This window comes from Roseovarius aestuariivivens, from assembly GCF_004761875.1.
Classification (GTDB): domain Bacteria; phylum Pseudomonadota; class Alphaproteobacteria; order Rhodobacterales; family Rhodobacteraceae; genus Roseovarius; species Roseovarius aestuariivivens.
This window is the reverse complement of record NZ_SJEY01000006.1, coordinates 1-22,918: the sequence shown is the minus strand read 5'-3', so window position 1 is coordinate 22,918 and position 22,918 is coordinate 1. Positions and strand designations below refer to the sequence as shown.

The 22,918-nt window shown below is 61.7% G+C and carries 17 protein-coding genes and 2 tRNA genes; 10 read left to right on the top strand and 9 right to left on the bottom strand.

The window, feature by feature from the left end; genetic code table 11:
* Nucleotides 1-64: 64 nt before the first annotated feature.
* From EZV60_RS10725 to EZV60_RS10715, 3 genes are all read right to left on the bottom strand, one after another.
* Nucleotides 65-2,587 carry a penicillin-binding protein 1A gene (locus tag EZV60_RS10725; RefSeq protein WP_135505308.1) on the bottom strand — a complete coding sequence of 841 codons (2,523 nt, stop codon included), beginning with the start codon at nucleotides 2,585-2,587 and terminating at the stop codon, nucleotides 65-67.
* A gap of 102 nt (nucleotides 2,588-2,689) precedes the next feature.
* Nucleotides 2,690-3,907 carry an N-acetylmuramoyl-L-alanine amidase gene (locus tag EZV60_RS10720; protein WP_135505306.1) on the bottom strand — a complete coding sequence of 406 codons (1,218 nt, stop codon included), beginning with the start codon at nucleotides 3,905-3,907 and terminating at the stop codon, nucleotides 2,690-2,692.
* Nucleotides 3,908-4,024: 117 nt separating this feature from the next.
* The gene (locus EZV60_RS10715; protein ID WP_135505304.1) at nucleotides 4,025-5,170 is read right to left on the bottom strand and encodes a pyridoxal phosphate-dependent aminotransferase; all 1,146 of its coding nucleotides are present in this window, start codon (nucleotides 5,168-5,170) and stop codon (nucleotides 4,025-4,027) included.
* A 65-nt stretch (nucleotides 5,171-5,235) separates the two neighbouring features.
* Here EZV60_RS10715 and EZV60_RS10710 point away from each other — a divergent pair, with 65 nt between their 5' ends.
* From EZV60_RS10710 to EZV60_RS10700, 3 genes are read left to right on the top strand one after another with little or no spacing between them, the layout of a single operon-like run.
* A complete protein-coding gene (locus EZV60_RS10710) occupies nucleotides 5,236-6,564 on the top strand; it encodes a M48 family metalloprotease (RefSeq protein WP_135505302.1) in 1,329 nt (442 codons plus the stop codon).
* Between the two features lie 40 nt (nucleotides 6,565-6,604).
* Nucleotides 6,605-7,372 carry a DsbA family protein gene (locus EZV60_RS10705; protein ID WP_135505301.1) on the top strand — a complete coding sequence of 256 codons (768 nt, stop codon included), beginning with the start codon at nucleotides 6,605-6,607 and terminating at the stop codon, nucleotides 7,370-7,372.
* A complete protein-coding gene (locus EZV60_RS10700) occupies nucleotides 7,369-7,845 on the top strand; it encodes a disulfide bond formation protein DsbA (RefSeq protein ID WP_135505299.1) in 477 nt (158 codons plus the stop codon). The genes EZV60_RS10705 and EZV60_RS10700 overlap by 4 nt, the downstream gene beginning before the upstream one ends.
* 14 nt (nucleotides 7,846-7,859) lie before the next feature.
* Here EZV60_RS10700 and ispG read toward each other — a convergent pair whose 3' ends face one another.
* From ispG to hemA, 3 genes are all read right to left on the bottom strand, one after another.
* On the bottom strand, nucleotides 7,860-8,990 hold the full coding sequence (gene ispG / locus EZV60_RS10695) for a flavodoxin-dependent (E)-4-hydroxy-3-methylbut-2-enyl-diphosphate synthase (protein WP_135505297.1): 1,131 nt from the start codon (nucleotides 8,988-8,990) through the stop codon (nucleotides 7,860-7,862).
* A gap of 82 nt (nucleotides 8,991-9,072) precedes the next feature.
* Nucleotides 9,073-10,317, bottom strand: coding sequence for a helix-turn-helix domain-containing protein (locus tag EZV60_RS10690; protein WP_135505295.1), 1,245 nt, complete (start codon nucleotides 10,315-10,317; stop codon nucleotides 9,073-9,075).
* A gap of 127 nt (nucleotides 10,318-10,444) precedes the next feature.
* Nucleotides 10,445-11,668 carry a 5-aminolevulinate synthase gene (gene hemA, locus EZV60_RS10685; protein ID WP_135505293.1) on the bottom strand — a complete coding sequence of 408 codons (1,224 nt, stop codon included), beginning with the start codon at nucleotides 11,666-11,668 and terminating at the stop codon, nucleotides 10,445-10,447.
* Nucleotides 11,669-11,933: 265 nt separating this feature from the next.
* Between hemA and EZV60_RS10680 the strand changes: the two genes are divergently transcribed.
* The 3 genes from EZV60_RS10680 (at nucleotide 11,934) to EZV60_RS10670 (ending at nucleotide 16,822) form a co-directional block, all read left to right on the top strand.
* Nucleotides 11,934-13,322 carry a dipeptidase gene (locus EZV60_RS10680; protein WP_135505291.1) on the top strand — a complete coding sequence of 463 codons (1,389 nt, stop codon included), beginning with the start codon at nucleotides 11,934-11,936 and terminating at the stop codon, nucleotides 13,320-13,322.
* 4 nt (nucleotides 13,323-13,326) lie between these two features.
* Nucleotides 13,327-14,196, top strand: a complete 870-nt coding sequence (locus EZV60_RS10675) for an alpha/beta fold hydrolase (RefSeq protein WP_425353565.1) — start codon at nucleotides 13,327-13,329, stop codon at nucleotides 14,194-14,196.
* 196 nt (nucleotides 14,197-14,392) lie between these two features.
* Entirely contained in the window at nucleotides 14,393-16,822 is a 2,430-nt protein-coding gene (locus EZV60_RS10670) for a DUF6851 domain-containing protein (protein WP_135505289.1), read from the top strand.
* 132 nt (nucleotides 16,823-16,954) lie between these two features.
* On the opposite strand, the gene EZV60_RS10665 is transcribed toward EZV60_RS10670, so the two are convergent.
* Both EZV60_RS10665 and EZV60_RS10660 read right to left on the bottom strand, forming a co-directional pair.
* A tRNA-Asp gene (locus EZV60_RS10665) sits at nucleotides 16,955-17,031 on the bottom strand.
* Between the two features lie 23 nt (nucleotides 17,032-17,054).
* A tRNA-Asp gene (locus tag EZV60_RS10660) sits at nucleotides 17,055-17,131 on the bottom strand.
* Nucleotides 17,132-17,610: 479 nt separating this feature from the next.
* On the opposite strand from EZV60_RS10660, the gene EZV60_RS10655 reads away from it, so the two are divergent.
* Nucleotides 17,611-18,339: a helix-turn-helix domain-containing protein gene (locus EZV60_RS10655; RefSeq protein ID WP_135505287.1), complete on the top strand. Its 729-nt coding sequence runs from the start codon at nucleotides 17,611-17,613 to the stop codon at nucleotides 18,337-18,339.
* Here the strand turns inward: EZV60_RS10655 and EZV60_RS10650 are convergent.
* Nucleotides 18,322-19,008, bottom strand: coding sequence for a hypothetical protein (locus tag EZV60_RS10650; protein ID WP_167853506.1), 687 nt, complete (start codon nucleotides 19,006-19,008; stop codon nucleotides 18,322-18,324). The two genes, EZV60_RS10655 and EZV60_RS10650, sit on opposite strands and share 18 nt — an antisense overlap.
* 306 nt (nucleotides 19,009-19,314) lie before the next feature.
* Here EZV60_RS10650 and EZV60_RS10645 point away from each other — a divergent pair, with 306 nt between their 5' ends.
* From EZV60_RS10645 to EZV60_RS10635, 3 genes are all read left to right on the top strand, one after another.
* Complete coding sequence (locus tag EZV60_RS10645; RefSeq protein WP_135505283.1) at nucleotides 19,315-20,796, top strand: DUF6538 domain-containing protein; 1,482 nt, start codon at nucleotides 19,315-19,317, stop codon at nucleotides 20,794-20,796.
* 480 nt (nucleotides 20,797-21,276) lie between these two features.
* Nucleotides 21,277-21,852 carry a CHRD domain-containing protein gene (locus EZV60_RS10640; protein WP_135505744.1) on the top strand — a complete coding sequence of 192 codons (576 nt, stop codon included), beginning with the start codon at nucleotides 21,277-21,279 and terminating at the stop codon, nucleotides 21,850-21,852.
* Nucleotides 21,853-22,236: 384 nt separating this feature from the next.
* Nucleotides 22,237-22,857: a UPF0149 family protein gene (locus EZV60_RS10635; protein WP_135505281.1), complete on the top strand. Its 621-nt coding sequence runs from the start codon at nucleotides 22,237-22,239 to the stop codon at nucleotides 22,855-22,857.
* Nucleotides 22,858-22,918 lie beyond the last annotated feature (61 nt).

Below are 22,918 nucleotides of genomic sequence, written 5' to 3'. Positions count from 1 at the left end.
CACGGGCAAGATCGGGAGCGCGGCCCCGTAGGGCGTGCTTCAGCGCGCCCTGCCCGTCGTCAGGTCAGTAAAGCCCGCCTGAGCTCATGTTGCCGAAGCTCGACTTGTTGCCGACCCGCGCCTTTTCCCCGGTCGAAGTGGTGACCTCGCGGACGTTTTCACCCTGACCGGGCGCGTACATCTCGAAATCCCCGCCCATGGCAAAGCCGCCGTCGAAGGTGATGCCGAAGACCGGCTCTTCGCCCTCGCGGAAGCATTCCGAGACCACGTAATTGCCCGACGCGTCATCAGAGAGGCGCGCGCCGGTGAAGCGGTCGATCTTGATGAAGTCGCAGCCCTCCGGCACCTTGAAGTCCGATCCGCCGTATTTCTGGATCGCCTTCTGCATGAAGGACTGGAACACTGGCCCGCACATGGACGACCCATAGGCGCCCCGGCCGAGGCCGCGCGGCTGATCGTAGCCGATATAGCAGCCCGCGGCGATGGTGGACGAAAAGCCCACGAACCACACGTCGCGCGCGTCGTTGGTGGTGCCGGTCTTGCCGGCGATCGGCACCGGCAGGTTGATCGCGCCTGCCGCGGTGCCGCGATCCACAACGCCTTTCATCATCGAGGTCAGCTGATAGGCCGTCACCGGGTCCATGATCTGCTGGCGGTCCGACACGATCCGCGGGCCGCGCGACCGCGGAATGCCCGGATCGTCGCAATCGGTGCAGGCGCGCGGATCATGACGATAGACGGTCTTGCCGTAGCGGTCCTGCACCCGGTCGACCAGCGTGGGTTCCACCCGCTCGCCGCCATTGGCGAACATCGCGTAGGCTGCCACCATCTTGTAGAGCGTGGTTTCCTCGGACCCCAGCGAGTTGGCCAGGAACTGGCCCATGTCGTCATAGACCCCGAACCGCTCGGCGTAATCGGCGACCACGTCCATGCCGATCTCCTCGGCCAGGCGGATGGTCATCAGGTTCCGCGACTGTTCGATGCCGGTGCGCAGCGGCGTGGGCCCATAGAACTTGTTCGAAGAGTTGCGCGGCCGCCAGAGGCCCTGGGGCGTGTTGATCTCGATCGGCGCGTCCACGACGATAGTCGCGGGCGTATACCCGCTGTCGAGGGCGGCGGCATAGACGAAGGGCTTGAAGCTCGAGCCCGGCTGCCGCTTGGCTTGGGTCGCGCGGTTGAAGACCGAGTTCTGGTAGGAAAACCCGCCCTGCATGGCCAGAACGCGCCCCGTATTGACGTCCATCGCCACGAAGCCGCCCTGCGCCTCGGGCACCTGTCGCAGCGTCCAGCGCAGAAAGCTGCCGTCCTCGTCCGAGGTCATCCGGCGCACATGCACCACCTCGCCGCGTTCGAAGGTCTGCTGGAAATTGCCGGGCAGCCAGGCGATATCGGCGCGCGGCACGACATGCGGCTCGGCCTCCGTCTCCTCGACGCCCTCGATGCCAAGACGCATCTGCTGATCGCCTATCTCGACGATCACCGCCGGATACCAGCGCCCCTGAAAGTCGATGTCGCGCGCCACGTCCGCCTCGGCCAGCGCCGCGCGCCAGGCCTCTTCGCTTTCCAGCGCTTCGGCGGGCAACACCTCGCCCGTTCCGCGCCAGCGGCCCCGGCCCCGGTCATATTGTTCCAGCTGCTGGCGCAGTGCAAAGGCTGCCTCTTCCTGCAGTTCGGGATCGATGGTGGCCCGCACGGTCAGACCGCCGGAAAAGAACTCGCCCTCGCCGAAATTCTCGCTCAGCTGGCGGCGGATCTCGTCGGTGAAATAGTCGCGCGGCGGCAATTGCGCCGAGAAAGGTTCGAAATCGCCGTTCTGGACCGAGCGCAGCGGTTGCGCCACTTCTTCCTCGTAGGTGGCCCGGTCGAGATAGCCGTTCTCGTACATTTCCTTGAGCACGAAATCGCGACGGGTCTTCAGACGCTCTTTCTCGCGCACCGGGTGATAGTCCGACGGCGCCTTGGGCATCGAGGCCAGGAATGCCGCCTCGTGCGGGGCCAGGTCGCGCAGCGGCTTGTTGAAATAGGTCTGGGCGGCGGCCGTCACGCCATAGGAGTTCTGCCCGAGAAAGATCTCGTTCATATAGAGCTCAAGAATGTCTTCCTTGCTCAGCGTGTCCTCGATCCGGGTGGCGAGGATGATTTCCTTGATCTTGCGTTCCAGCCGCCGGTCGCCGGAAAGAAGGAAGTTCTTCATCACCTGCTGCGTGATGGTCGACGCACCCCGTACGGTCTGGCCGCGGGTGCGCACGGCCTCGACCGCCGCTGCGGCGATCCCGCGCGCATCATAGCCTTGGTGAGAATAGAAATTCTTGTCCTCGGCGCTGATGAAGGCCTGCTTGACGAGGTCGGGGATATCCTCGGCCGGGGTGAAGAGGCGTCGTTCGCGGGAAAACTCGTCGATGATCCGCCCCTCGCCCGAATAGATCCGGCTGATCGTAGGGGGCGTGTAATTGGCCAGGCTCTCGTGGCTGGGCAGGTCCTTGCCGTAAATATGGAACACCGCGCCCACGGACAGTGCCACAAGCATCACGATCAGCGTCATAAGGCTGAAGATGGTGCCGAAGAAGGTCAGGATCGGGCGTAGCACGTGGGTTAGGTCCTTGTCAGTCAGCCATCATATAAGGATCGCGCGCAGCGCGGTCAAAACACATCTCGGCGCGCGGCAGCCGCCCGCCGATCCGCGCGGGCCTCATTGCCGCACCAGATCGGCGCGGGCCGCATCCGCGATGCGCCAGGCAGAGATCGCCTCGGTGATGGCCTGCGCCATCGTGGCGCGCCAGGCCGGATCGCGCAGGTTCTCGCGGTCGCGCCGGCTCGACAGGAAGCCGACCTCGAGCAGGACCGACGGGATATCTGGGCTTTTGAGCACCGAAAACCCCGCGGACCGCAGGGGGCGCGAATTAAGCGGCAGACCGCGTTCGGCCAGCCCCAGCTTGAGCGCGCGCGCGATTTCCTCGGCGCGGGGCTGGGTTTCCTGCCGCGCGAGATCCATCAGCACGTCGGCCACCACGTCATCGACCCCAGTCAGGTCGATGCCCGCCAGCATGTCGGCGCGATTGTGCCGTTCCGCCAGCGCCGCCGAGGCCTCGTCCGACGCGCTGTCGGACAGGGTATAGACCGTCGCGCCATGCGCGCGCCCCTCGCTCAGCGCGTCGGCATGGAGCGACAGGAAAAGATCGGCGCCGGTCTGATGGGCGATGGCGACGCGCCGTTCGAGCGACACGAAAAGATCCGCCTCGCGGGTCAGCACCACCTCGAAACCGCCCGCGCGCGTCAGCGCGTCCTTGAGTTCGCGCGCGAAGGTCAGCATCAGGTCCTTCTCGACAAGTTCTTCCTGCTCGGCGCCGGGGTCGATGCCGCCGTGGCCCGGGTCGATCACCACGACAAGCGGCGCCTCGCCGCGCTGACGCGGCCGGATCTGCGCCTTGAGACCTTCGCCCGGCAGCGCCCAGCCCGGCAGCGCCGGTGCGCCGGCGACGGCGGCGAACCGCTCGGCCGGTACCTTCTGCAGATCGACGCGCAGCCGCGCCGCGCCACTCGTTTCCTCGACGCGCATATCGGCCTCGGCCACCGCGAAGGGCCCGTTGAGGTCGACCACCAGCCGCGACCAGCCCGGGCGGAACGCGCCCATGCGCACCGCCTTCGCGCCCTCGGCCCAGTCGATCAGCGCGGGATCCGCGCCGCGCCAGTCCACCTCGCGGAAATCGAGCACCAACCGGGGCGGCCCGTCGAGCGTGAAGACCCGCCACGGAACGCCCTGGCTTAGCCCGATCTCAAGCCGCATGCCGTCGCGCGTGTCGCTCAGCCGCGTGGCTTCGGGGTTGACCCGCGCCAGCCCGGAAAAGCCCTGCGCGATGCCCGCGCCGGCCCAAATCGCCAGTATCAAAGCCAGAATTGCCCGTATCATGCTGCTCGCCGCTGTTGTCGGTCTTGATTGCGGTTCAGGTTACACGAGTCGGCGGCCCTTGCCCACAACCGGGTTTCTTCGTGCAAATATTTCCCGGGGTCCGGGGCTAGGCCCCGGTTACGACCTCTGAGCCATAAAGGCCTTCAATCGCGTGAGCCCCTCCGCGATATCCGCCGTCGACCGTGCGTAGGAAAAGCGCAGCGTCCCGGCCCCGCGGTCAGGGTCGAAATCAAGCCCCGGCGTGACCGCGACGCCCGCCTTATCCAGGATCTCGGCGGCGAAGGCGCGGCTGTCGTCGGTCAGGTGACGCACATCGGCATAGACGTAGAACGCGCCATCGGGCGGCGCGATCCGGTCGAAACCGGCACCGGGCAGACCGTCGAGCATCATCTGGCGGTTGACGCGGTAGACATCCATGTTCGCCTGCAGCTCTTCGTGACAGTCCATCGCCGCCAGCGCCGCGACCTGGCTCGCATGCGGCGGGCAGATGAAAAGATTCTGCGCCAGCCGCTCGACCACGCGCACGTGATCCTCGGGCACCACCATCCAGCCCACGCGCCAGCCAGTCATCGAGAAATACTTGGAAAACGAGTTGATGACGTAAACCTCGTCGCTGATCTCCAGCGCTGTCACGGCGCGGCGGTCGTATTCGATGCCGTGATAGATCTCGTCGCTGATAAAGGCCGCGCCCGCGTCCTGGGCGGCGCCGATGAGCGCCGAAAGCGCCATGTGATCCAGCATGGTGCCCGTCGGATTCGCAGGGCTGGCGACGAGAAGCCCGTCCAGATCGTGCGCCGCGATATCGCCCGCCACCGGCTGATAGCGCGCGGATTGTTCGGTGGGAATATCGACCGGCGTCAGATCGAGCGCGCGCAGGATCTGGCGATAACTGGGATAGCCCGGCGCGCCGATTCCCACCCGCGCGCCGGTGTCGAAGAGCGCCGTGAAGGCCAGGATGAACGCGCCCGAGGACCCGGACGTGACCACCACGCGGCCCGGGTCGAGATCCACCCCGTACCAGTCGCCGTAAAGCCGGGCGATGCGCGTGCGAAGCTCTGGCAGGCCAAGCGCGACGGTATAGCCCATCGCGTCCTGGCCCATGGACGCGGCCAGGGCTGCGCGCGCGCCTTCCGGCGCGGGCGTGCCGGGCTGACCCACCTCCATGTGAATGATCTCGCGGCCCGCCGCCTCGGCGGCGCGGGCGGCTTCCATGACGTCCATCACGATAAAGGGATCGACCCCGGATCGCCTTGAGTTTCGCATGTTCTTCCCCCTAAGCTGCGCCGCACTATCCTTCCTCCTGTGACTTGGAAACGGCGACAAGGTCAATGCATCTGACACGGCTTCTGGCACTGGCAGCACTTCTGGCGCTGACGCTCGCGCAGCCTGCGCGTGCGCTTGGACTGTTGCGCGACCCGGATATCGAATACGCGCTGCGGCAGCTTGCCGCGCCCGTGCTGGCGCAGGCGGGGCTCGGCTCGGCCAATGTGGAGATTCTCGTGGTGGACGATGGCGGGCTCAACGCCTTCGTGGTGGACCGCAATTCGATCTTCGTGAACGCGGGCCTCATCGAACGGATGGAAACGCCGGCGATGCTGCAATCGGTGATCGCGCATGAGGCCGCGCATATCGCCAACGGTCATCTGGTGCGCCGTCCCATCAACATGCGCAACGCGCGCACCGCCGCGGGCATCGGCTCGGCGCTCGCTGCCGCCGCCGCGGTGGCCGCGGGAGCAGGAGAGGCCGCCGGTGCGGTGGCGCTGGGTGCGCAGACCACGGCGCAGCGGCTTTTCTTCGTGCATACCCGCGCCGAGGAGAACGCCGCCGACCAGTCCGGTCTGCGCTATCTCGCCAATGCCGGGATCGACCCCGCCGGGGCGCTTCAGGTTCTCGACATCTTCCGCGGGCAGGAGGTGCTATCGCGCGGCCGTCAGGACCCCTATGCGCGCACCCATCCGCTCAGCCAGGACCGCTACCGCGTGGTGCAGCGTCTGGCCGAGGCATATAAGGGTCGCGCCAAGGAGGATCCGCAGGCGCGCTACTGGTTCTTCCGCGCCAAGGGCAAGCTTTCGGCGTTTCAGCGCGCGCCCAAGTGGACGCTGCGCCGGGCGGGCGAAAGCGGCTATGCCGACATCAAGGCCATGCGCGAGGCCGTGGCGTGGCACCGCCGGTCGAACCTCAAGCGCGCGCTGCCGCTGATCGACCAGGCGATTTCGTATCGCCCGAACGACCCTTTTTACTACGAGCTGAAGGGCCAGATCCTGATGGAAAGCCGGCAATTCGGCGCCGCCGCCAATGCCTATGGCCGCGCGGCCCAGCTTGCCCCGCGCAATGCGCTTATCCTCGGGGCGTATGGCCGGGCGCTTTTGGCGCAGGGACAAACCGGGTCGGCGTTGCAATACCTTCAGCGCGCGCATCAACGTGACGGGCGCGACCCGCGCGTGCTGCGCGATCTGGCCGCCGCCCACGCCAAAAGCGGCAATCGCGGCATGGCCTCGGTCGTAACCGCCGAGCGGTATGCGATGCAGGGCCGTCTCAAGGATGCCGGTATCCATGCCGAGCGCGCCTCGGGGCTTTTGCCGCGCGGCTCGGCGGGCTGGCGGCGGGCGCAGGATATCCTCGTGGCCGCGCGCCGGGCCGAGAAACAACGCAAGTGACCCATCGACACGACACGCCTTTCAAGGAGAGCAGACACACATGACACGTCCCCTTTTTCCCGCCCTGGCCCTAAGCGCCGGGCTGGCCGCCGGTCTGACCGCCCTGCCCGCACAGGCCTTCGATCTCGAAAACATGAGCGAGGCCGAGCGCGAGGCCTTTCGCGGCGAGATCCGCAGCTACCTGCTGGACAATCCCGAGGTGATCATGGAGGCCGTCGAGGTTCTGGAAGAGCGCCAGGCCGATCAGCAGGCGCAGGCCGACGAGGCGCTGGTCGCCGCCAATGAAGACGCGATCTTCGACGATGGCCATTCCTGGGTCGGGGGCAATCCCGAGGGCGATATCACGCTGGTGGAGTTCATGGATTACCGCTGCGGCTATTGCCGTCGCGCTGCACCCCAAGTGGCGGATCTGCTGGACTTCGACGGCAATATCCGCCTGATCGTCAAGGAGTTCCCGATCTTGGGCGAGCAATCCGTGATGGCCTCGCGCTTTGCCGTGGCGGTCCTGCAAAAGGCGGGCGACGACGCCTACAAGGCCGCGCATGACACGCTGATGGCCTTCAGCGGCGACATCACCGAACCCGCGCTGCGCCGCATCGCGGGCGATCTGGGCCTGCCCGCCGACGAGATCGTGACGCATATGGAAAGCGACGAGGTGGCGCAGGTGATCGACGCCAATCACGCGCTGGGCCGAAAGCTCGGTATTTCCGGCACGCCGTCCTTCGTGATGGAAGATCAGATGCTGCGCGGCTACCTGCCGCTCGACGAGATGCAGCGCGTCGCGGCCGAGCTGCGCGAAGAGGGATGAGGCTGATCTGGGCGGCGGCGCTGACCGCCGCCCTGCCCGCATGGGCCGAGACGGATTTTACCCGACTGTCCGAGGCCGAGCGCGCGATCTTCCACGCAGAGATCCGCGCGGCGCTGTTGGATGTGCCTCAGCTTTTGCCCGATGCGCCACCGGTGGTCATTGCGGACCCTTATGCCGAGGCGGTGGAAAGCGATCTTGCCCGCATTGCCGCGCATCGGGACGTTTTGTTTGCCGGTGGGGCCAAACTGGCGCTGATTGTGGCGGAAGGCTGTCCCGACTGCAGGCGTGCAGAGACAGAATTATACGATATTTCTGAATCTTACGGCGTGACCTTCACGCGCCTAGTGATCGGTGAACACGACAATCTACTGCGCGATCTGGGGCTGGAGCAGGTCCCGGCCTACGTATTCGAAGACCGGATGTTTCAGGGCTGGATGCCCGTGCCGGTGCTGGAGCGGTATCTGGCTGAGTGAGTGCGAGGCGCGCTCTACTCCGCCGCTGGCCGTTCGGCCTCGTCCGCCTCGATCTCGGCGGCCCGCTTTTCGACCTGTTCGACGATATGCTCGATCATCTCGGCGTTGGACATCTTGTGGCTGGCCTTGCCCGCCAGATAGACCATGCCCGACCCGGCCCCGCCGCCGGTAAAGCCCACATCGGTCATCAGCGCCTCGCCCGGCCCGTTGACCACGCAGCCGATAATACTGAGGCTCATGGGCGTCTTGATATGCTCCAGCCGCTCTTCCAGCGCCTCGACCGTCTTGATGACGTCAAAACCCTGCCGCGCGCAGCTGGGACAGGAAATGATGTTGACCCCGCGATGGCGCAAGCCCAGCGACTTTAGGATCTCGTAGCCGACCTTGACCTCTTCCACCGGATCGGCGCTGAGGCTCACGCGGATCGTATCGCCGATGCCCATCCACAGCAGGTTGCCCAGCCCGATGGCCGATTTGATCGTGCCCGAGGTCAAACCGCCCGCCTCGGTGATACCAAGGTGGATCGGCGCGTCCGTGGCCTCGGCCAGCGCCTGATAGGCGGCGGCGGCCATGAAGACGTCCGAGGCCTTGCAGCTGATCTTGAACTCGTGAAAGTCGTTATCTTCCAACACCTTGATATGGTCGAGCCCGGATTCGACCATCGCCTCGGGCGTCGGTTCGCCGTATTTGTCCAGCAGGTGCTTTTCCAAAGACCCGGCATTCACGCCGATGCGCATCGAACAGCCGTGATCGCGCGCGGCCCGGATGACCTCGCGCACTCGGTCCTGGCTGCCGATGTTGCCGGGATTGATGCGCAGGCAGGCCGCGCCCGCCTCGGCGGCCTCGATGCCGCGCTTGTAGTGGAAATGGATATCCGCGACGATCGGCACCGGGCTTTCGCGGACGATTTCCTTGAGCGCCTTCGCGCTGTTCTGATCCGGCACGGACACGCGCACGATGTCCGCGCCCGCGTCGGCGGCGGCCTGCACCTGCGCGATGGTGCCGGTAATATCGGTGGTGGCGGTGTTGGTCATGGTCTGCACGGTGATGGGGGCATCCCCGCCCACCGGCACGTTGCCGACCATGATCTGCCGGCTCTTGCGGCGATAGATGTTGCGCCAGGGTCGAATGGGATTGAGCGACATCGCGCTGCGCTCCTCGTCGGTCAGAGGGTGTAAGCTTGGATTGACATTACCGGGCCATGCGGCCGGTGGCAATCGCTGCGGCTCAGTCCTGGGCGGGGGGTGCGGCCTGCAACTGCGCGACGTATTGCATCAGGTCCTGATCCTGATCCAGATCGGCCACGACCAGCGCATCGGCCAGCATGTCGGCATCCAGCGGCAGACCCGAGGTCACCTGCCCGCGCGGGCCGGCGGGGCCGTAATGCTGGCCGTTCATGGCAAAGTAGATTGCCCCGGATTCGCCCACACGCAGTGTCGGCGCCTCTTCGGTCACGGGCACGTCCCAGGTATCGCCGGCATTCATGATGCCTTCGAAAATCACCGTGCCGTCGGCGGCGCGGACCCGCACCCATGCCGGGCGCACGGCAACCATTCTGACGCCCTCGGGATGATCGGCCAGCACCTGCGGGCTGGGCAGCGCCCCGTCTTCGGCGGCCGGCTCTTCAATGCCGGCGGTGGCCACGGCGTAGTCGATCGATTCGCGATCCGTCTGGGGCAGATCGGGACGGAAGGTGCCCACTTCGGACGGATCGAGCGTCGAGATCGGCGCGTCGCGCGCGACCATCACCGGCACATCAAGCGCCTCGGGGCGGTAGAGACGGTCAAGCCGGTCATCGCGCGGAGCGTCGAAGGCCACATCGGGCGCTGCGGGATCATTCGTTCCGCCCGACGCCATCGGCGTTGCACCGTCGAGCGGATCGAGATCGCTCAGTACATTCGGCGTGTTTTCCACCGGGGCGAATTGCACGCGCTGCACCTCGTTCAGCACGCTCCAGCCGCCATAGCCGATGCCGCCAATGAGCAGCACCAGAACCATGGCCGAGCCGATTGCGCCGGGTTCGATCCGGGCGAGAAACGAATCCCCGGCGGGCACGAAGGGCGTGTTGGGAATGCCGAGCGGGTCGTCCTTGCGCGGGCTGCGCTTGGTCAGGGGCGCATCGCTGCGCCGAATGCTCGACGCCTCAGCGGACATGCCGTGGGCGATGGAAAACCCACTTTCGTGGCAGAAATTCTGGAAGGCCCGGTCGGGATCCATGCCGAGATAGCGCGCATAGGACCGCACGTAACCGGGGATGAAACCGGGGGTATCGAAGGCGTCGGGATCACAATTTTCGATGGCGGCAACGTAAGATGCGCGAATGCGCAGCTCGCGTTCCACGTCGAGCAGCGATTTGCCCAAGGTCGCGCGTTCGCCACGCATTACGTCACCGAGGCGAAGTTCGAACGCATCGAACCCGCGTGGTTCCTCGTCAGCAGATACAGATTGTCTTTTGGATCGGAATCCAATCATGTGCCCTGCCCCTAACACGTCCTGCCTTGTGCCACTTTCGCCTGTGCGCAAGATCCCGATTCGCGCACTGCTCTGTTGATTAGGCATACGTTACCACAGAGCAAGTGCGAATGCACCTGCGGCAAGCTCAGGCAGTTAATTCGGCACGATTCAGCGCGCAATGGCTCCAAAGTTCATCCATCGCATGCACAAGATGGTCCATCTCTCCGGGCCCATGCACCGGCGACGGCGTGAAGCGCAGCCGTTCGGTGCCGCGCGGCACGGTCGGGAAATTGATCGGCTGCACGTAGATGCCATAACCTTCAAGCAGCATGTCCGAAAGCTGCTTGGTGTGCACCGGATCGCCGACGATCACCGGCACGATATGGCTGCCGTGGTCGATCAGCGGCAGGCCAAGCCCCTTCAGGCGCGTCTTGAGGATCTTCGCCTGTGTCTGGTGCTGGTCGCGCAGCGCGGGGTCCCGCTTGAGATGCGCGACACTGGCCGCGGCACCGGCGGCCACAGCTGGCGGCAGCGAGGTGGTGAAGATGAAGCCCGGCGCATAAGACCTTATCGCGTCACACATTTTCGCGCTGGCCGCGATATAGCCGCCCATCACTCCGAACGCCTTGGCCAGCGTGCCGTTGATGATGTCGATGCGGTGCATCAGGCGGTCGCGCTCGGCCACGCCCGCGCCGCGCGGGCCGTACATGCCCACCGCGTGGACCTCGTCGATATAGGTCAGCGCGCCGAATTCGTCGGCCAGATCGCAGATCGCCTCGATCGGGCCGAAATCGCCGTCCATGGAATAGACGGATTCAAAGGCAATGAGCTTGGGAGCGTCGCGGTCGTCGGCTTCCAGAAGCTCACGCAGATGCGCCAGATCGTTGTGCCGGAAGATCCGCTTGGCACCGCCATTGCGGCGGATGCCCTCGATCATCGAGGCATGGTTCAGCTCATCCGAATAGATGATGAGGCCCGGAAAGAGCTTCGGCAGCGTCGACAGCGTGGCGTCGTTCGCGATGTAGGCCGAGGTAAAGAGCAACGCCGCTTCCTTGCCATGCAGATCGGCCAGCTCGGCCTCGAGCCGCTTGTGATAGACGGTGGTGCCGGAAATGTTGCGCGTCCCGCCCGAGCCCGCGCCGGTGGCATCCAGCGCCTCGTGCATGGCCGCAATCACGGCAGGATGCTGGCCCATGCCCAGATAATCGTTGCCGCACCAGACCGTGATCGGCTGCTCAGAGCCGTCTGCCCTGCGCCATGTCGCGTGCGGGAATTGCCCGTTCTTGCGCTCGATGTCGATGAAGGTCCTGTACCGGCCTTCTTCGTGCAGCCGGTTCAGCGCCGCGTCGATCTTTGCGGAATAATCCACTGGCATTCCCTTCCTTCGCAGTCAGACCTGGGTGGCCCGGCGGGACGGACCCGCCTTTTCTTCCGGCAGGTGCCCCTGCCTGTTCTCCTCCATGGCGGTTGGTCCGCCACATATTCAATTTATGCAATGGATATAGAATCCATCGGCATACGGCAACAGGTTACATATTGCCACGGGCACAGACTTTGATCCCGGTCAAGCGGCTGGACAGCGTCGCGCGGCCTGCTACCTTCCGGCCACCCAAAACCTAGGAGCCCGCCCGCCCATGTCCATCGACGCCATCCTGAACCGTATCGACGATCAGATCCCCGAGGCGATGGACCGCCTCATGGCGCTGTTGCGCATCCCGTCGATCTCGACCGATCCGGCCTACAAGGGCCCCACCGAAGAGGCCGCCGACTGGCTGGTCGAGGATCTCATAAGCCTTGGCATCAAGGCCGAGAAGCGCGCCACCCCCGGTCACCCGATGGTCGTGGGCCATGTCGACGGGCCGGCTGACGGCGGCCCGCATCTCCTCTTCTACGGCCATTACGACGTGCAGCCGGTGGATCCGCTGGAGCTATGGAAAAGCGACCCGTTCCAGCCCGAGATTCAGGACACCGAACAGGGCCGCGTCATCCGGGGCCGGGGCGCCTCGGACGACAAGGGGCAGCTCATGACTTTTGTCGAGGCCTGCCGCGCCTATAAACATGTGACCGGGTCGCTGCCCTGCCGCATCACCTTCTTCTTCGAGGGCGAGGAAGAATCAGGCTCGCCCTCACTCATCCCCTTCCTCAAGGAGAACGCCGGGGAATTGTCGGCCGATCTGGCGCTCATCTGCGACACCTCGATGGTCTCGCCCGGCGTGCCGTCCATCGCCTCGCAGCTGCGCGGCATGCTGAAGGACGAATTCACGCTGCACGGGCCGCGCATCGATCTGCATTCGGGCCATTACGGCGGGCCGGGCCTGAACCCCCTGAAGGAAATTTCGCGCATCATCGCGTCTTTCCACGATGAAACCGGCCGGGTGGCGGTCGACGGGTTCTATGAGGGCGTGCACGAGGTGCCGCCCGAATTGCTGGAGCAGTGGGAAAACTGCGGCTTTGACGAGAAAACCTATCTCAACTCCGTCGGGTTCACAAAACCCCATGGCGAGGAAGGCTACTCCGCGCTGGTCCAGCAATGGGCGCGGCCCACCCTGGAAATCAACGGCCTCTGGGGCGGCTATCAGGGCGCGGGCACCAAGACCGTGATCCCCGCCGAGGCGCATTGCAAGCTGACCTGCCGGCTGGTCGGCGACATGGCCCCCGACAAACTGCGTCAGAAGGTCCGCAAACATGTCGAAGACCGCCTGCCGGTCGACGCATCGGTGACGTGGAATCAGGATCTCGACGGCTCGCCGGCGGCGGTGATGAACCTTGACCGCCCCGAGTTCGAGGCCGCGCGTCAAGCCCTGTCCGCCGAGTGGAACCGCGAGGCCGTGTTCTCCGGCATGGGCGGGTCGATCCCGGTCGCGGGCTATTTCAAAGAGATTCTCGGCCTTGATTCGATGCTGATTGGCTTTGCGCAGGACGACGACGCGATCCATTCGCCGAACGAAAAGTATAACGTCGAAAGCTTCCACAAGGGCATTCGAAGCTGGGCGCGCGTGCTCGACAAGCTGGCTTCGGTTTAGGCCGGTGACGATCCCCGGCTTTACCGATCACATCGCGCAGGTCAACGGCGTCTCGATCGCTTTCAGCATGGGCGGGGACGGCCCGCCGCTTTTGCTGCTGCATGGGTTTCCGCAGACCCGCGCGATGTGGGCGCATGTGGCGCCCGAGCTGGCCAAGACGCACACCGTCATCTGCCCCGACCTGCGCGGCTATGGCGCATCCTCCAAGCCCGAGGCGGTCGCCGCCTACAGCTTTCGCGAAATGGCGCGGGACATGGTCGCGCTGATGGCGCATCTGGGGCACGCGTCTTTCGCGCTGGCGGGCCATGACCGGGGCGGGCGCACGGCGCACCGATTGGCGCTCGATGCGCCGGGGGCGGTGACGCGGCTTTGCCTGATGGACATCGTGCCTACCCATACCCTTCTGACCGATCTGACCTTCCCGGTCGCGCGCAGTTATTACCACTGGTTCTTCCTCGCACAGCCGGCCCCCTTTCCCGAAGAGATGATCGCCGCCGATCCGGACCGCTATTATCACGCCTGCCTTCTGGGCTGGGGCGGGGCCAAGCTGGAGGATTTCGACGCGGATCAATTGGAGGCCTATCGCCGGGCGTGGCGCGACCCCGATACGATCCGGGGCATGTGCAACGATTATCGCGCGGCGCTGGATCACGATGTGCACGACGATGCCGAGGATCTGTCGGCGCGTGTCACCTGCCCCACGCTGATCCTTTATGGCGGCACGGGCGCGATGGCCAAAGCCTATGACGTGCCCGCGACCTGGGAAGGGAAATGTACCGACATGATGGCCCGATCCATTCCCGGCGGGCATTTCTTCATCGACACCGCCCCGGAGGAGACAGCCGAAGCGCTGCAAAGCTTTTTCGGCGCGTGAAGCGTGCTTTGCCCTGCACGCTCAGGTTGACACCACGATCGCCTGACTGGAAAAATTCCGAAAAATAACCCTAAGACACTGATTTAAAATGTTTTATATCATTTGACCGATCACCCCGGTGTTGAAACACTCAGAGAGTTGCTTTTCGCCGTAGTGTGTATTTTTTCTTCCGCATTCTCAAAAAGGTTTTGCAAAAATGCAGATCAATTCACGCCTGTTTCCCCTTCTCGGATCCTCCTCGTTGCAAGGGGCCGCCTTTCCAATCCCCAAGCAGTTTGTCTTTGGCACCAATTTCGATGACACGCTTGTCGTGTCCAATCCGATCCGGCTCCTCAACGCGAAGGCCGGCTTTGACACCGTGACCCTTGAGGACGACGCCTACCGGGTGATCCTTGGAAAAGGCGACGATACTCTTCTCGCCGAAGGCTGGGTCGGCATGCTCGATGCCGGGAATGGTGACGATGACGTGACGCTGATGGGCGACGCGGGCTACGTGTCGCTCAGAAACGGCAATGACCTGCTAATGGCCGAAGGTTTCGTCGGGTATCTCAGCGCCGGGGGTGGAAACGACGTTGTGACGCTCAAGGGCGGGGCCGACGAGGTGGACCTGGGACGTGGCAACGACATCTTCACCGCCGACGCGTTCGTCTACGAGGTCAGCGCGGGGAACGACAACGATAACGTCACGCTCAATTCCGGCGGCGGAACGGTCGATCTCGGTCTCGGCAACGACGTCCTCAGCCTCGATGAGCTCGTCGCATACGCGGATGGCGGTCTGGGCACCGACGAGCTCATCTTCTCTTTCGACGCGGGTGCGCTGGATATCGCCGTCTCGAACGGCACGATCACCTTGATCGAACGCTTCTCGGGCCAGCAAATGACGGCGGACGGGTTCGAACAGATTACCTTTGCCGATCGCAGCTTCGATATCGGGGAACTTACCGAAGCCTTCGGTCCTGACGCCGCGCCATATATCCAGGTCGCCGGCGGCACACAGGCCGTGACGGTCAACAATATCGACCCGACGATCAGCGTGATCTGGGACCGGGTCGTGCAGCAATCGGTGATCGAAACCAGTTCGCCCACGGGGCCGACCGTGGCCTCGCGCGCCTATGCGATGATGCACACGGCAATCTACGATGCGTGGTCGGCATTCGATGCGACAGCAACTCACGTGTCTCTCGACCTGGAAGGCGACAATATCGAGACCACCGGGACCGACGCGCAAAAGGAAAAGGCGATGAGCTTTGCCGCCATCACCGTGCTGCGCGCGCTCTTCCCGGATATGGAGCCTCTCTTTGAGACGGTCATGGCGGAGAATCTTGGCTTCCCGCTGAGCGATGACGGTAGTCTCGAAGCGCAAATCGGTATCGATGCGGCAGAAGACCTGTTGGCCGTGCGTCTTGTCGACGGGTCGAACCAGGCGGGCGGATATACCGACACGACCGGTTATACGCCGTTCAATTCCGGGCCGAACCAGATCAACGACATCACCCGCTGGACCCCTGAAAACGTGCCGGTCGATCCCGAGGACAACAATCCCGAACAGACCTTCCTGACACCTCACTGGCTGGAAGTCGAAGGCTTTGCCTTGGCGGAAAATCCCGACGGGGAAACCGATTTCTCGAACACTTTGCCGCCGCCACCCGACGCGTTCTTTACCGCGGCCTTTTCCGACGCCACGCTGAATTTCGCGGCCAAGTCCATCACACTTGGCAGCGACGCGACCATCGGCGGCGTCCCCTATATCGCCGGTGATGTGATCGCGGTCAGCAAGGACCTGATCGGTGACGTGATCAATCAAGGCTTCATCGATCAGGCAGAAGAGGTGGTCGCCTATTCCGCAAATCTGACCGACGAGCAAAAGATCATCGCCGAGTTCTGGGAAGACGGCGGCGGCACGGCATTTCCGCCGGGCACCTTCATCTCTTTCGCGCAATTCGTGTCGGCACGCGACAACCACACGATCGAACAGGACGCAAAGCTGTTCCTGATGATGGGCAATGCGGTGATGGACGCCGGCATCGCCACCTGGCAATCCAAGGTCGAATACGACTACGCTCGCCCGGTGCGCGCGATCCGCGATCTTGGCGAACTTGGCCTGATCGGCGAAATGGGTGTCGATGAACTGACCGGCGAAACCGGCTATGTGATCGAGGCCTTCGGCGGCATCGCGCCCGACGGCACCGGTTACGGCACGCGCACGATCCTGGCCGAGAACTTCATCACCTTCCAGCTTCCCGGCGGCAACGTCTCCCCGCCCTTCGCGGAATACACCTCGGGCCATTCCGGATTCAGCGCGGCGGGTGCGGAAGTGCTGAGGCTGGTTACCGGATCGGACGATTTCGGTGGCTCGGTGACCTTCGCGCCCGGCTCGACCATCTTCGAGCAGGGCGTGCCCTTCGAAGAGACGACGCTTGCCTGGGATACGTTCAGCGACGCGGCGGACGAGGCCGGGCTGTCACGGCTCTATGGTGGCATTCATTTCACCGATGGCGACCTTTTCGGGCGGCAGCTAGGTCGGACGACCGGCTCGGACACCTACGATCTCGCGCAGCTGTTCTTCGACGGAACGGCGACCGATGCCGACCGACCCTTCGGCCTTGGAGATCTGCCGATCGGCTAAGCCCTCAGAGCACGCCAAACATGTCACGACCTGCCCCGGACCAACCGGGGCAGCGTCCTGACAGCGGCCATGCAAGACAGTCCACGGCACAAGGCCGTTCCATACCCGGGAAGTGACGAAACTGAAGGGAAGTGGCGCGGTTGACGGGGCTCGAACCCGCGACCCCCGGCGTGACAGGCCGGTACTCTAACCAACTGAGCTACAACCGCGCAAAGGTTGTCGTAAGCAGCAGTGGCGCGGTTGACGGGGCTCGAACCCGCGACCCCCGGCGTGACAGGCCGGTACTCTAACCAACTGAGCTACAACCGCCCGCTGCTCACGCGCGGGCGTCGCCCGGCGTAAGGCGCGGTTTAGTCTGCGCGTCCGGCGCCGTCAAGCATTCAGACGCAGCTTTTCTGCTTTCCTATACGCATTTCCCAACAGGTCAAAAACCGCCTTCAAAGATGCCTCAGAAACACTGTTTTTCCCAAAACCCGCATTCAGCTCAACACAGCTTATTAATGACACCGAAACAATAGCTTAGTTTCGTTTCGGCAATGGAAAGACATTGTAGTCAGTCCCGAAGAATCAAGCGCCATATTAGTGTTATTGATTTGCCATAAGATTGCCTAATCTTTTGAAGTAAAGTAGGATCTATATCGTAGCACGCGTTCTGAGTTTGGTGATCAGGTCAACCTGAGCTTGTTGAATTTCTCGACATTTAATGCCGAATGTCGGCGCTCTAATTGACGTGAAGTTGCGATTGAACTTATATGTGATCTACTGTCCGTTAAATAGGATGCGCTGCCGTGCAAGACTTTCACCAACGCCTGAAAGCGTTTATTCAAGAGTCGCCTTACGACTACAAAAGCCTTTCTCTCGAGATCGGACAGGGCGAACGCTATATTTCAAACCTTCTGTCGACCAAAAGCGACCCCGGCTATTCCAGCGTGGTTAAGATCTGTTCGGCACTGGGCATCACGCCCAACCAGATCGCCGGGCTGAACGACCAGATCAGCCTGGCGGGCGGCGAGATCGACAACCGCATCGTGACCGCCCAAGCCGAGCGTATCCTGACCGCCGTCACCCGAGAGGCGCACCGCAAGCTGAACCAGCGGGGCGCGCGCCCGCTTCTGGATGACGTGCTGACCTGGTGGCACCAGCAGCGCGGCAAGCTGGCCAACTTTGACGCGCTGAGCGAGCATGTCGATCTCTACCGCGCGCCCGAACCGGATTCGCGCCTGCCCGAACCCTTCAAGATCGGCGCGCAAAGCCTTGCGGCGCAAAGCTTTGGCATCCAGACGGCCGAGCATCTGCAATATCTCTTCACCACGTTCGACGGCAAGCTGACCGAAAGCGTGCGCCTTGCTCATGTCGAGGCCAGCCACGGCGACCCGCAGCTGTCGATTCAGGAAATCGACGTCATGCTGCCCGGTCACAGCTTTCCGCTGCGCTTCACCTATAAGCGCCTGCTGCTACCGGTCGAGGATGCCGACGGCAACAAATACGTGCTGAACTATTCACAAGCTCTGGAGTGATCCGGCGTAGTGATGCAGCATGTGGGCCTGGTGATCGGCGCTGAGCGCCACCAGCCATTCGCTGTCGTCGCGTCCCGCCGGCGCGGGCTGCGCCCATTTCGCGACGCCCGGCAACTGCACGGTAAAGCCATAGGTTGTGGCGAACCCCGCCATCACGTCGCGGTCGCGCATCAGCGCATAGGTCCAGTCGACCTCCCACTTGCCGGCGATGCAGCAATGCAAAAGCAGCATCAGGTGCCTCAGGCGCTGCCGCGAGCCGCGCTTTCCCGGGCGCACGAACAGTTCACCGATATAGGCCATCCGGCCGTGAAACCCCGGCGGCAGCGCCCGTGTGACCTGCAAAAGCGTTTCACCGGACGGATGCGGATAGTGCCGCCGCATCGTGCGAATCATGTAATCGCCCATTGATTCCCGGCCCACGTGATCAAAGCGCGTCGCCACCGCCGCCGCGAACTCGCCATGCTCGCGCAGCACCAGCCAGAAGCCGGATTCTTCCGTGAAGTCGTTGAAATGCCCCGACAGCTTGGCCGTCACGCTTTCCTTGCCCATCGAGCGCACGAGGTCTTCGGCGGCGATGAAATCGCTGATCAGTTCAACCTCGTGTCCGCTTGCCGCCAGCGCCGAGACACAGGTACCCCCGACCTTTATCAAGTCCAATGAATTTCGCATGGCATTCATGCGGTCCCCCGATCGCAAAAAAAGCGCATGGCGGCCACGCCGCCCCCCACCTACGTGCTATCAGCGACCGGTCCTTTTTGGAATGACCATGGTCCGGAAAAACGGAATGTTTCCAATGACTAAACAATCCCTTCTCGACGCCTGAACAATACAACGTATCCGGGAATGGTGGGCGGTGAGGGACTCTACACCTCGCACGATTTACCCTTATTTTTCTTGTTTTATTGATAACTTCAGAGAGATTTGGTACACAAAATAAGACCCATATGGTACACACTTGAAAATCTCAAAGATTAGATGGCACAGGTCACGAGCTACATCAGGAAGTCGAAGACCGGCTTTTACTCGTATCGACGAAGGGTACCGGATGATTGTCGCGACGTCTTTGGCAAACGGGAAGAAAAGCGGTCCCTGAAAACCAAGTCCCATTCGGAAGCGCTTGCGAAGGGAGCATTCGTTAACGCCAAGTTCGAGAAGCGAGTTGCAGAGATACGAAGGGGGAATGACCCCCAAGCCTCTGATGTAAAAGTTCCCAGTGTACTCGACGTGCATTACGCGAGACAAAGTGCAGAAGAATTTCTGACGCGATACGGCATACACCCCCTTCAAAAGCCAGACTTTCAGGCCAGCCCTGAGGAAGTGAGAGCATATGCGGACACGGTCGCAGAATTCTTCAATAGGTACGCAGACCTTAAAGACGAAGGAACAGACCCTGCGACAGGAGAAACAATCTACACCAAGAGGAGTCCGGCGGATCAATGGGATCAAGCAGCCCTGATCCTGCGTGGTGAGCAACCATCAACCGTGGAGCCCACACTCGAAGAGTGCGTTAAGCTGTATCTTGAGATCAATCAGGAGAAGAAGCAGCGCTCCGAGCACAACAAAAAGAAATTCGAACAAGCGAACTGGCGTGCAGCTTTGAGACTGGCAACCTTCTTGGAGTACAACCTGTCATCTGACCTGCAAACCCCACTCAAGAACCTCTCGAAACCTTTGATGCGTCAATACCGCGAGTATCTGAGGCGGGAAAAACCCAGTTGGTCAAACGCGACGCTAAACAAAGAAATCCAAAGACTTCAGGCGATCTTCAACTGTGGCTGCGATCACTTCGACCTTCCCCTGAAAAATCCGTTCAGCGGATTGCAGCTTGAGACCAACCTACGCGAAAGACAAGCTGCCCGACGATCATTCACACCTCAGGAACTTAACGAGTACCTCAAGCATGCCCGTGCTAGCCATGAACAGGTCAAGCTGGTGGCTCTCCTTATGAGCCACGCGGGCTGTCGCACTATGGAGGCAGCAGGTCTCACCGTCGGTGAAATCAAGTTAGATGCCAACACACCGCACATTCAGCTTCGGCATAACCGTATCCGCCAACTCAAGAACGATGCATCGGAGAGAGACCTACCACTCGTGGGTGAGGCTTTGGAGGAACTGCGAAATTACGTAGCCAAGCACGATCAACGCGAGGATCCACAAGCTCCCCTGTTGCCTCGGTATGGACGAGACGGGGGCATGGACTCAATAAGCCAGACACTGAATCGCATCATACGTAAGAAGATGGAGATAAAGGACTCGGCATTGGTCGCCTACTCAGCCCGCCACACCATGAAGGACAAACTGCGAGCGGTACGAACACCGGAGCACATCCAGCATGCAATCATGGGACATGCTTCTCAAAACAGTATCGCTGGGGGATACGGATCAGGCGAACGGCTGACGGAAATGCAGGAACAGCTAGCTCTGGCGTATGAGTGCGAGGACTGGGGCAACTTCTAGACCACAAGTCACGCAGTGTGACAGAGGGCTACATCATCACGCAGATCGATACCCTGAGACCTGTCTTCGATGCAGTGGCAGATGGTTATCATAGGTATTACGATCCAGATTGGGAGCATCAAGAACTGGTAGATCAGGCTGAGGCGGAGGAAGTGAAGACGGCTTCAGGCAGAAAGAGGGTGAAAAAATGAGCCAAGAAGATGAGGAAGTTTCAACATTCGTCTGGGATGAAGAGGTCACGGACTTCGCCGATGAATTCGATGAAATGATCGAAGGATCGTGCGCCGATGCGGCGGGTATGTGAATAATGGTTATCGAACAGAACCGCAGCCAGAGGCCGAACAGATGACAGCATCATTTTGGGCGCGCGCATTTGTCTTCTGTGACAGGTTGAGACTCGCCCTTAACCGGTGAACCATCCTATCGTTGCTTAAATTTTACCTTTGTGCTTATTTATTATTATGGGAGAGGATCGCGGAAATGCGAAAACTGCTGCTTTCAGCTGTGATGTTAGCTACCAGCGTTGTGCAAGCACATGCTGCTGTAGTTAATTTTTCGGCTAATCTTACTGGGGATCAGGAGGTGCCACGCGTTGTGACGGGTGCAAGCGGCAATGCGACGCTGGAACTTAACGATAGTCAAACAGAGCTGTTTATTGACCTCTTTGTTCGAGGGATCTTTCTATCGGATCTAGTAGGAGCCCCAGGCATTCATATCCATCAAGGACCGGCGGGTACGAACGGACCTGTGGTGTTTGGGTTCGGTCCGACTGGCTTTAATAACAACATCGATGGAGACGAAAGCTTTGTGGAGTCTGCTACAGGCTTCAGTCTCTCTGCTGTATGGGACGTGGGTGAAGGCACAGTAGATTTGGCGTCTGCGGTGCCAGATCTACTTGCGGGTAATTTATACATAAACGTGCACACAAACGACCATCTTAGTGGTGAAATTCGCGGACAAATTTCTGCCGTCCCCTTGCCTGCGAGCTTTCTACTGCTTTCGGGGGGCTTAGCCGCTCTTGGGTTCGCCGCCCGTAAGAAGAAGAAACAGGTTTAACCTAGGAAGCCTCACACGCTTCACCTGACGATCACTGTGTTTTCACAGTCAAGTGTCACCTAGTCAGCATTTAGCAGTTGCTACCCTCGCTGGATTCACGTCTGGCGGGGGTAATTTAACCACCTGTGACCTATGCAGACAAACCATGACACTCCTCGGAACCATCAGGAACGTCCAAGGTCTTGCCTAAAAAAGATAACATAATCTTGTGCAACTGAATGTTTTCTGTTATCTATATTTCACTACCTAAGCGTGTTCTAAGACTAAGCCCTCGTCGGGACCAATCGCCCGGCGGGGGTGAAACTTTGAGCGATGACCCGCCTTTAAAAACCATTATTAATAATCATCTGGCACACACCTACGACCTGTGTGGCCACTCCAGCCTTGTTCGATGAAGACCCTGATTGTTTCATTCATCATTTTGCATCCATCGTCATCTCCGGTTTACTGATTGCAGACCACTGTCCTGCAGGCAACGATATGGAAAGCCTTGATGAACTAGACGATTACCTGTCTTCGGATGCCACTCCGGACTCCTGCATGTGTATATCGGATTTGGATGGTTTCATGCATGGGGTTGTCTGCTCACATGTCATGATACAGCCGGAGGAATGGATGCCGGTCGCTATGGGAGGCCATGTGGAAGGCACCCCCGATTGGGTGATCGAAACGATTGTTTGTCTCTACGGAGAGATAGCCTATGGCCTGTCACAAGACCCGCCCGAGGTAGAGCCAATATTCTGGCAAGCCAAGGAAGGCCATGTAATTGCGATGGACTGGTGTGAGGGGTTCATGAAGGCAGTTTCGCTTCGTCACAAGGAATGGCTGAGGCTCACGGAGAGCAGTGCTGGTGCTCGTCTCATGACACCTATTCTGGTTCATATTCTGGATGACAACGGAAACTCGGTGTTGGGCATATCGCAAGAGGACTTGGACGAGACGCTGGATGCTGCTGCAAAGGAAATTCTGGACTGCCCCCACGGAGTGGTCCAGGTTGATTGTTAGTGCATGACCGGCCTCTGGTCCATCTGGACAATACTTTCCGTTGCGGGAGGCCGGTATCCAA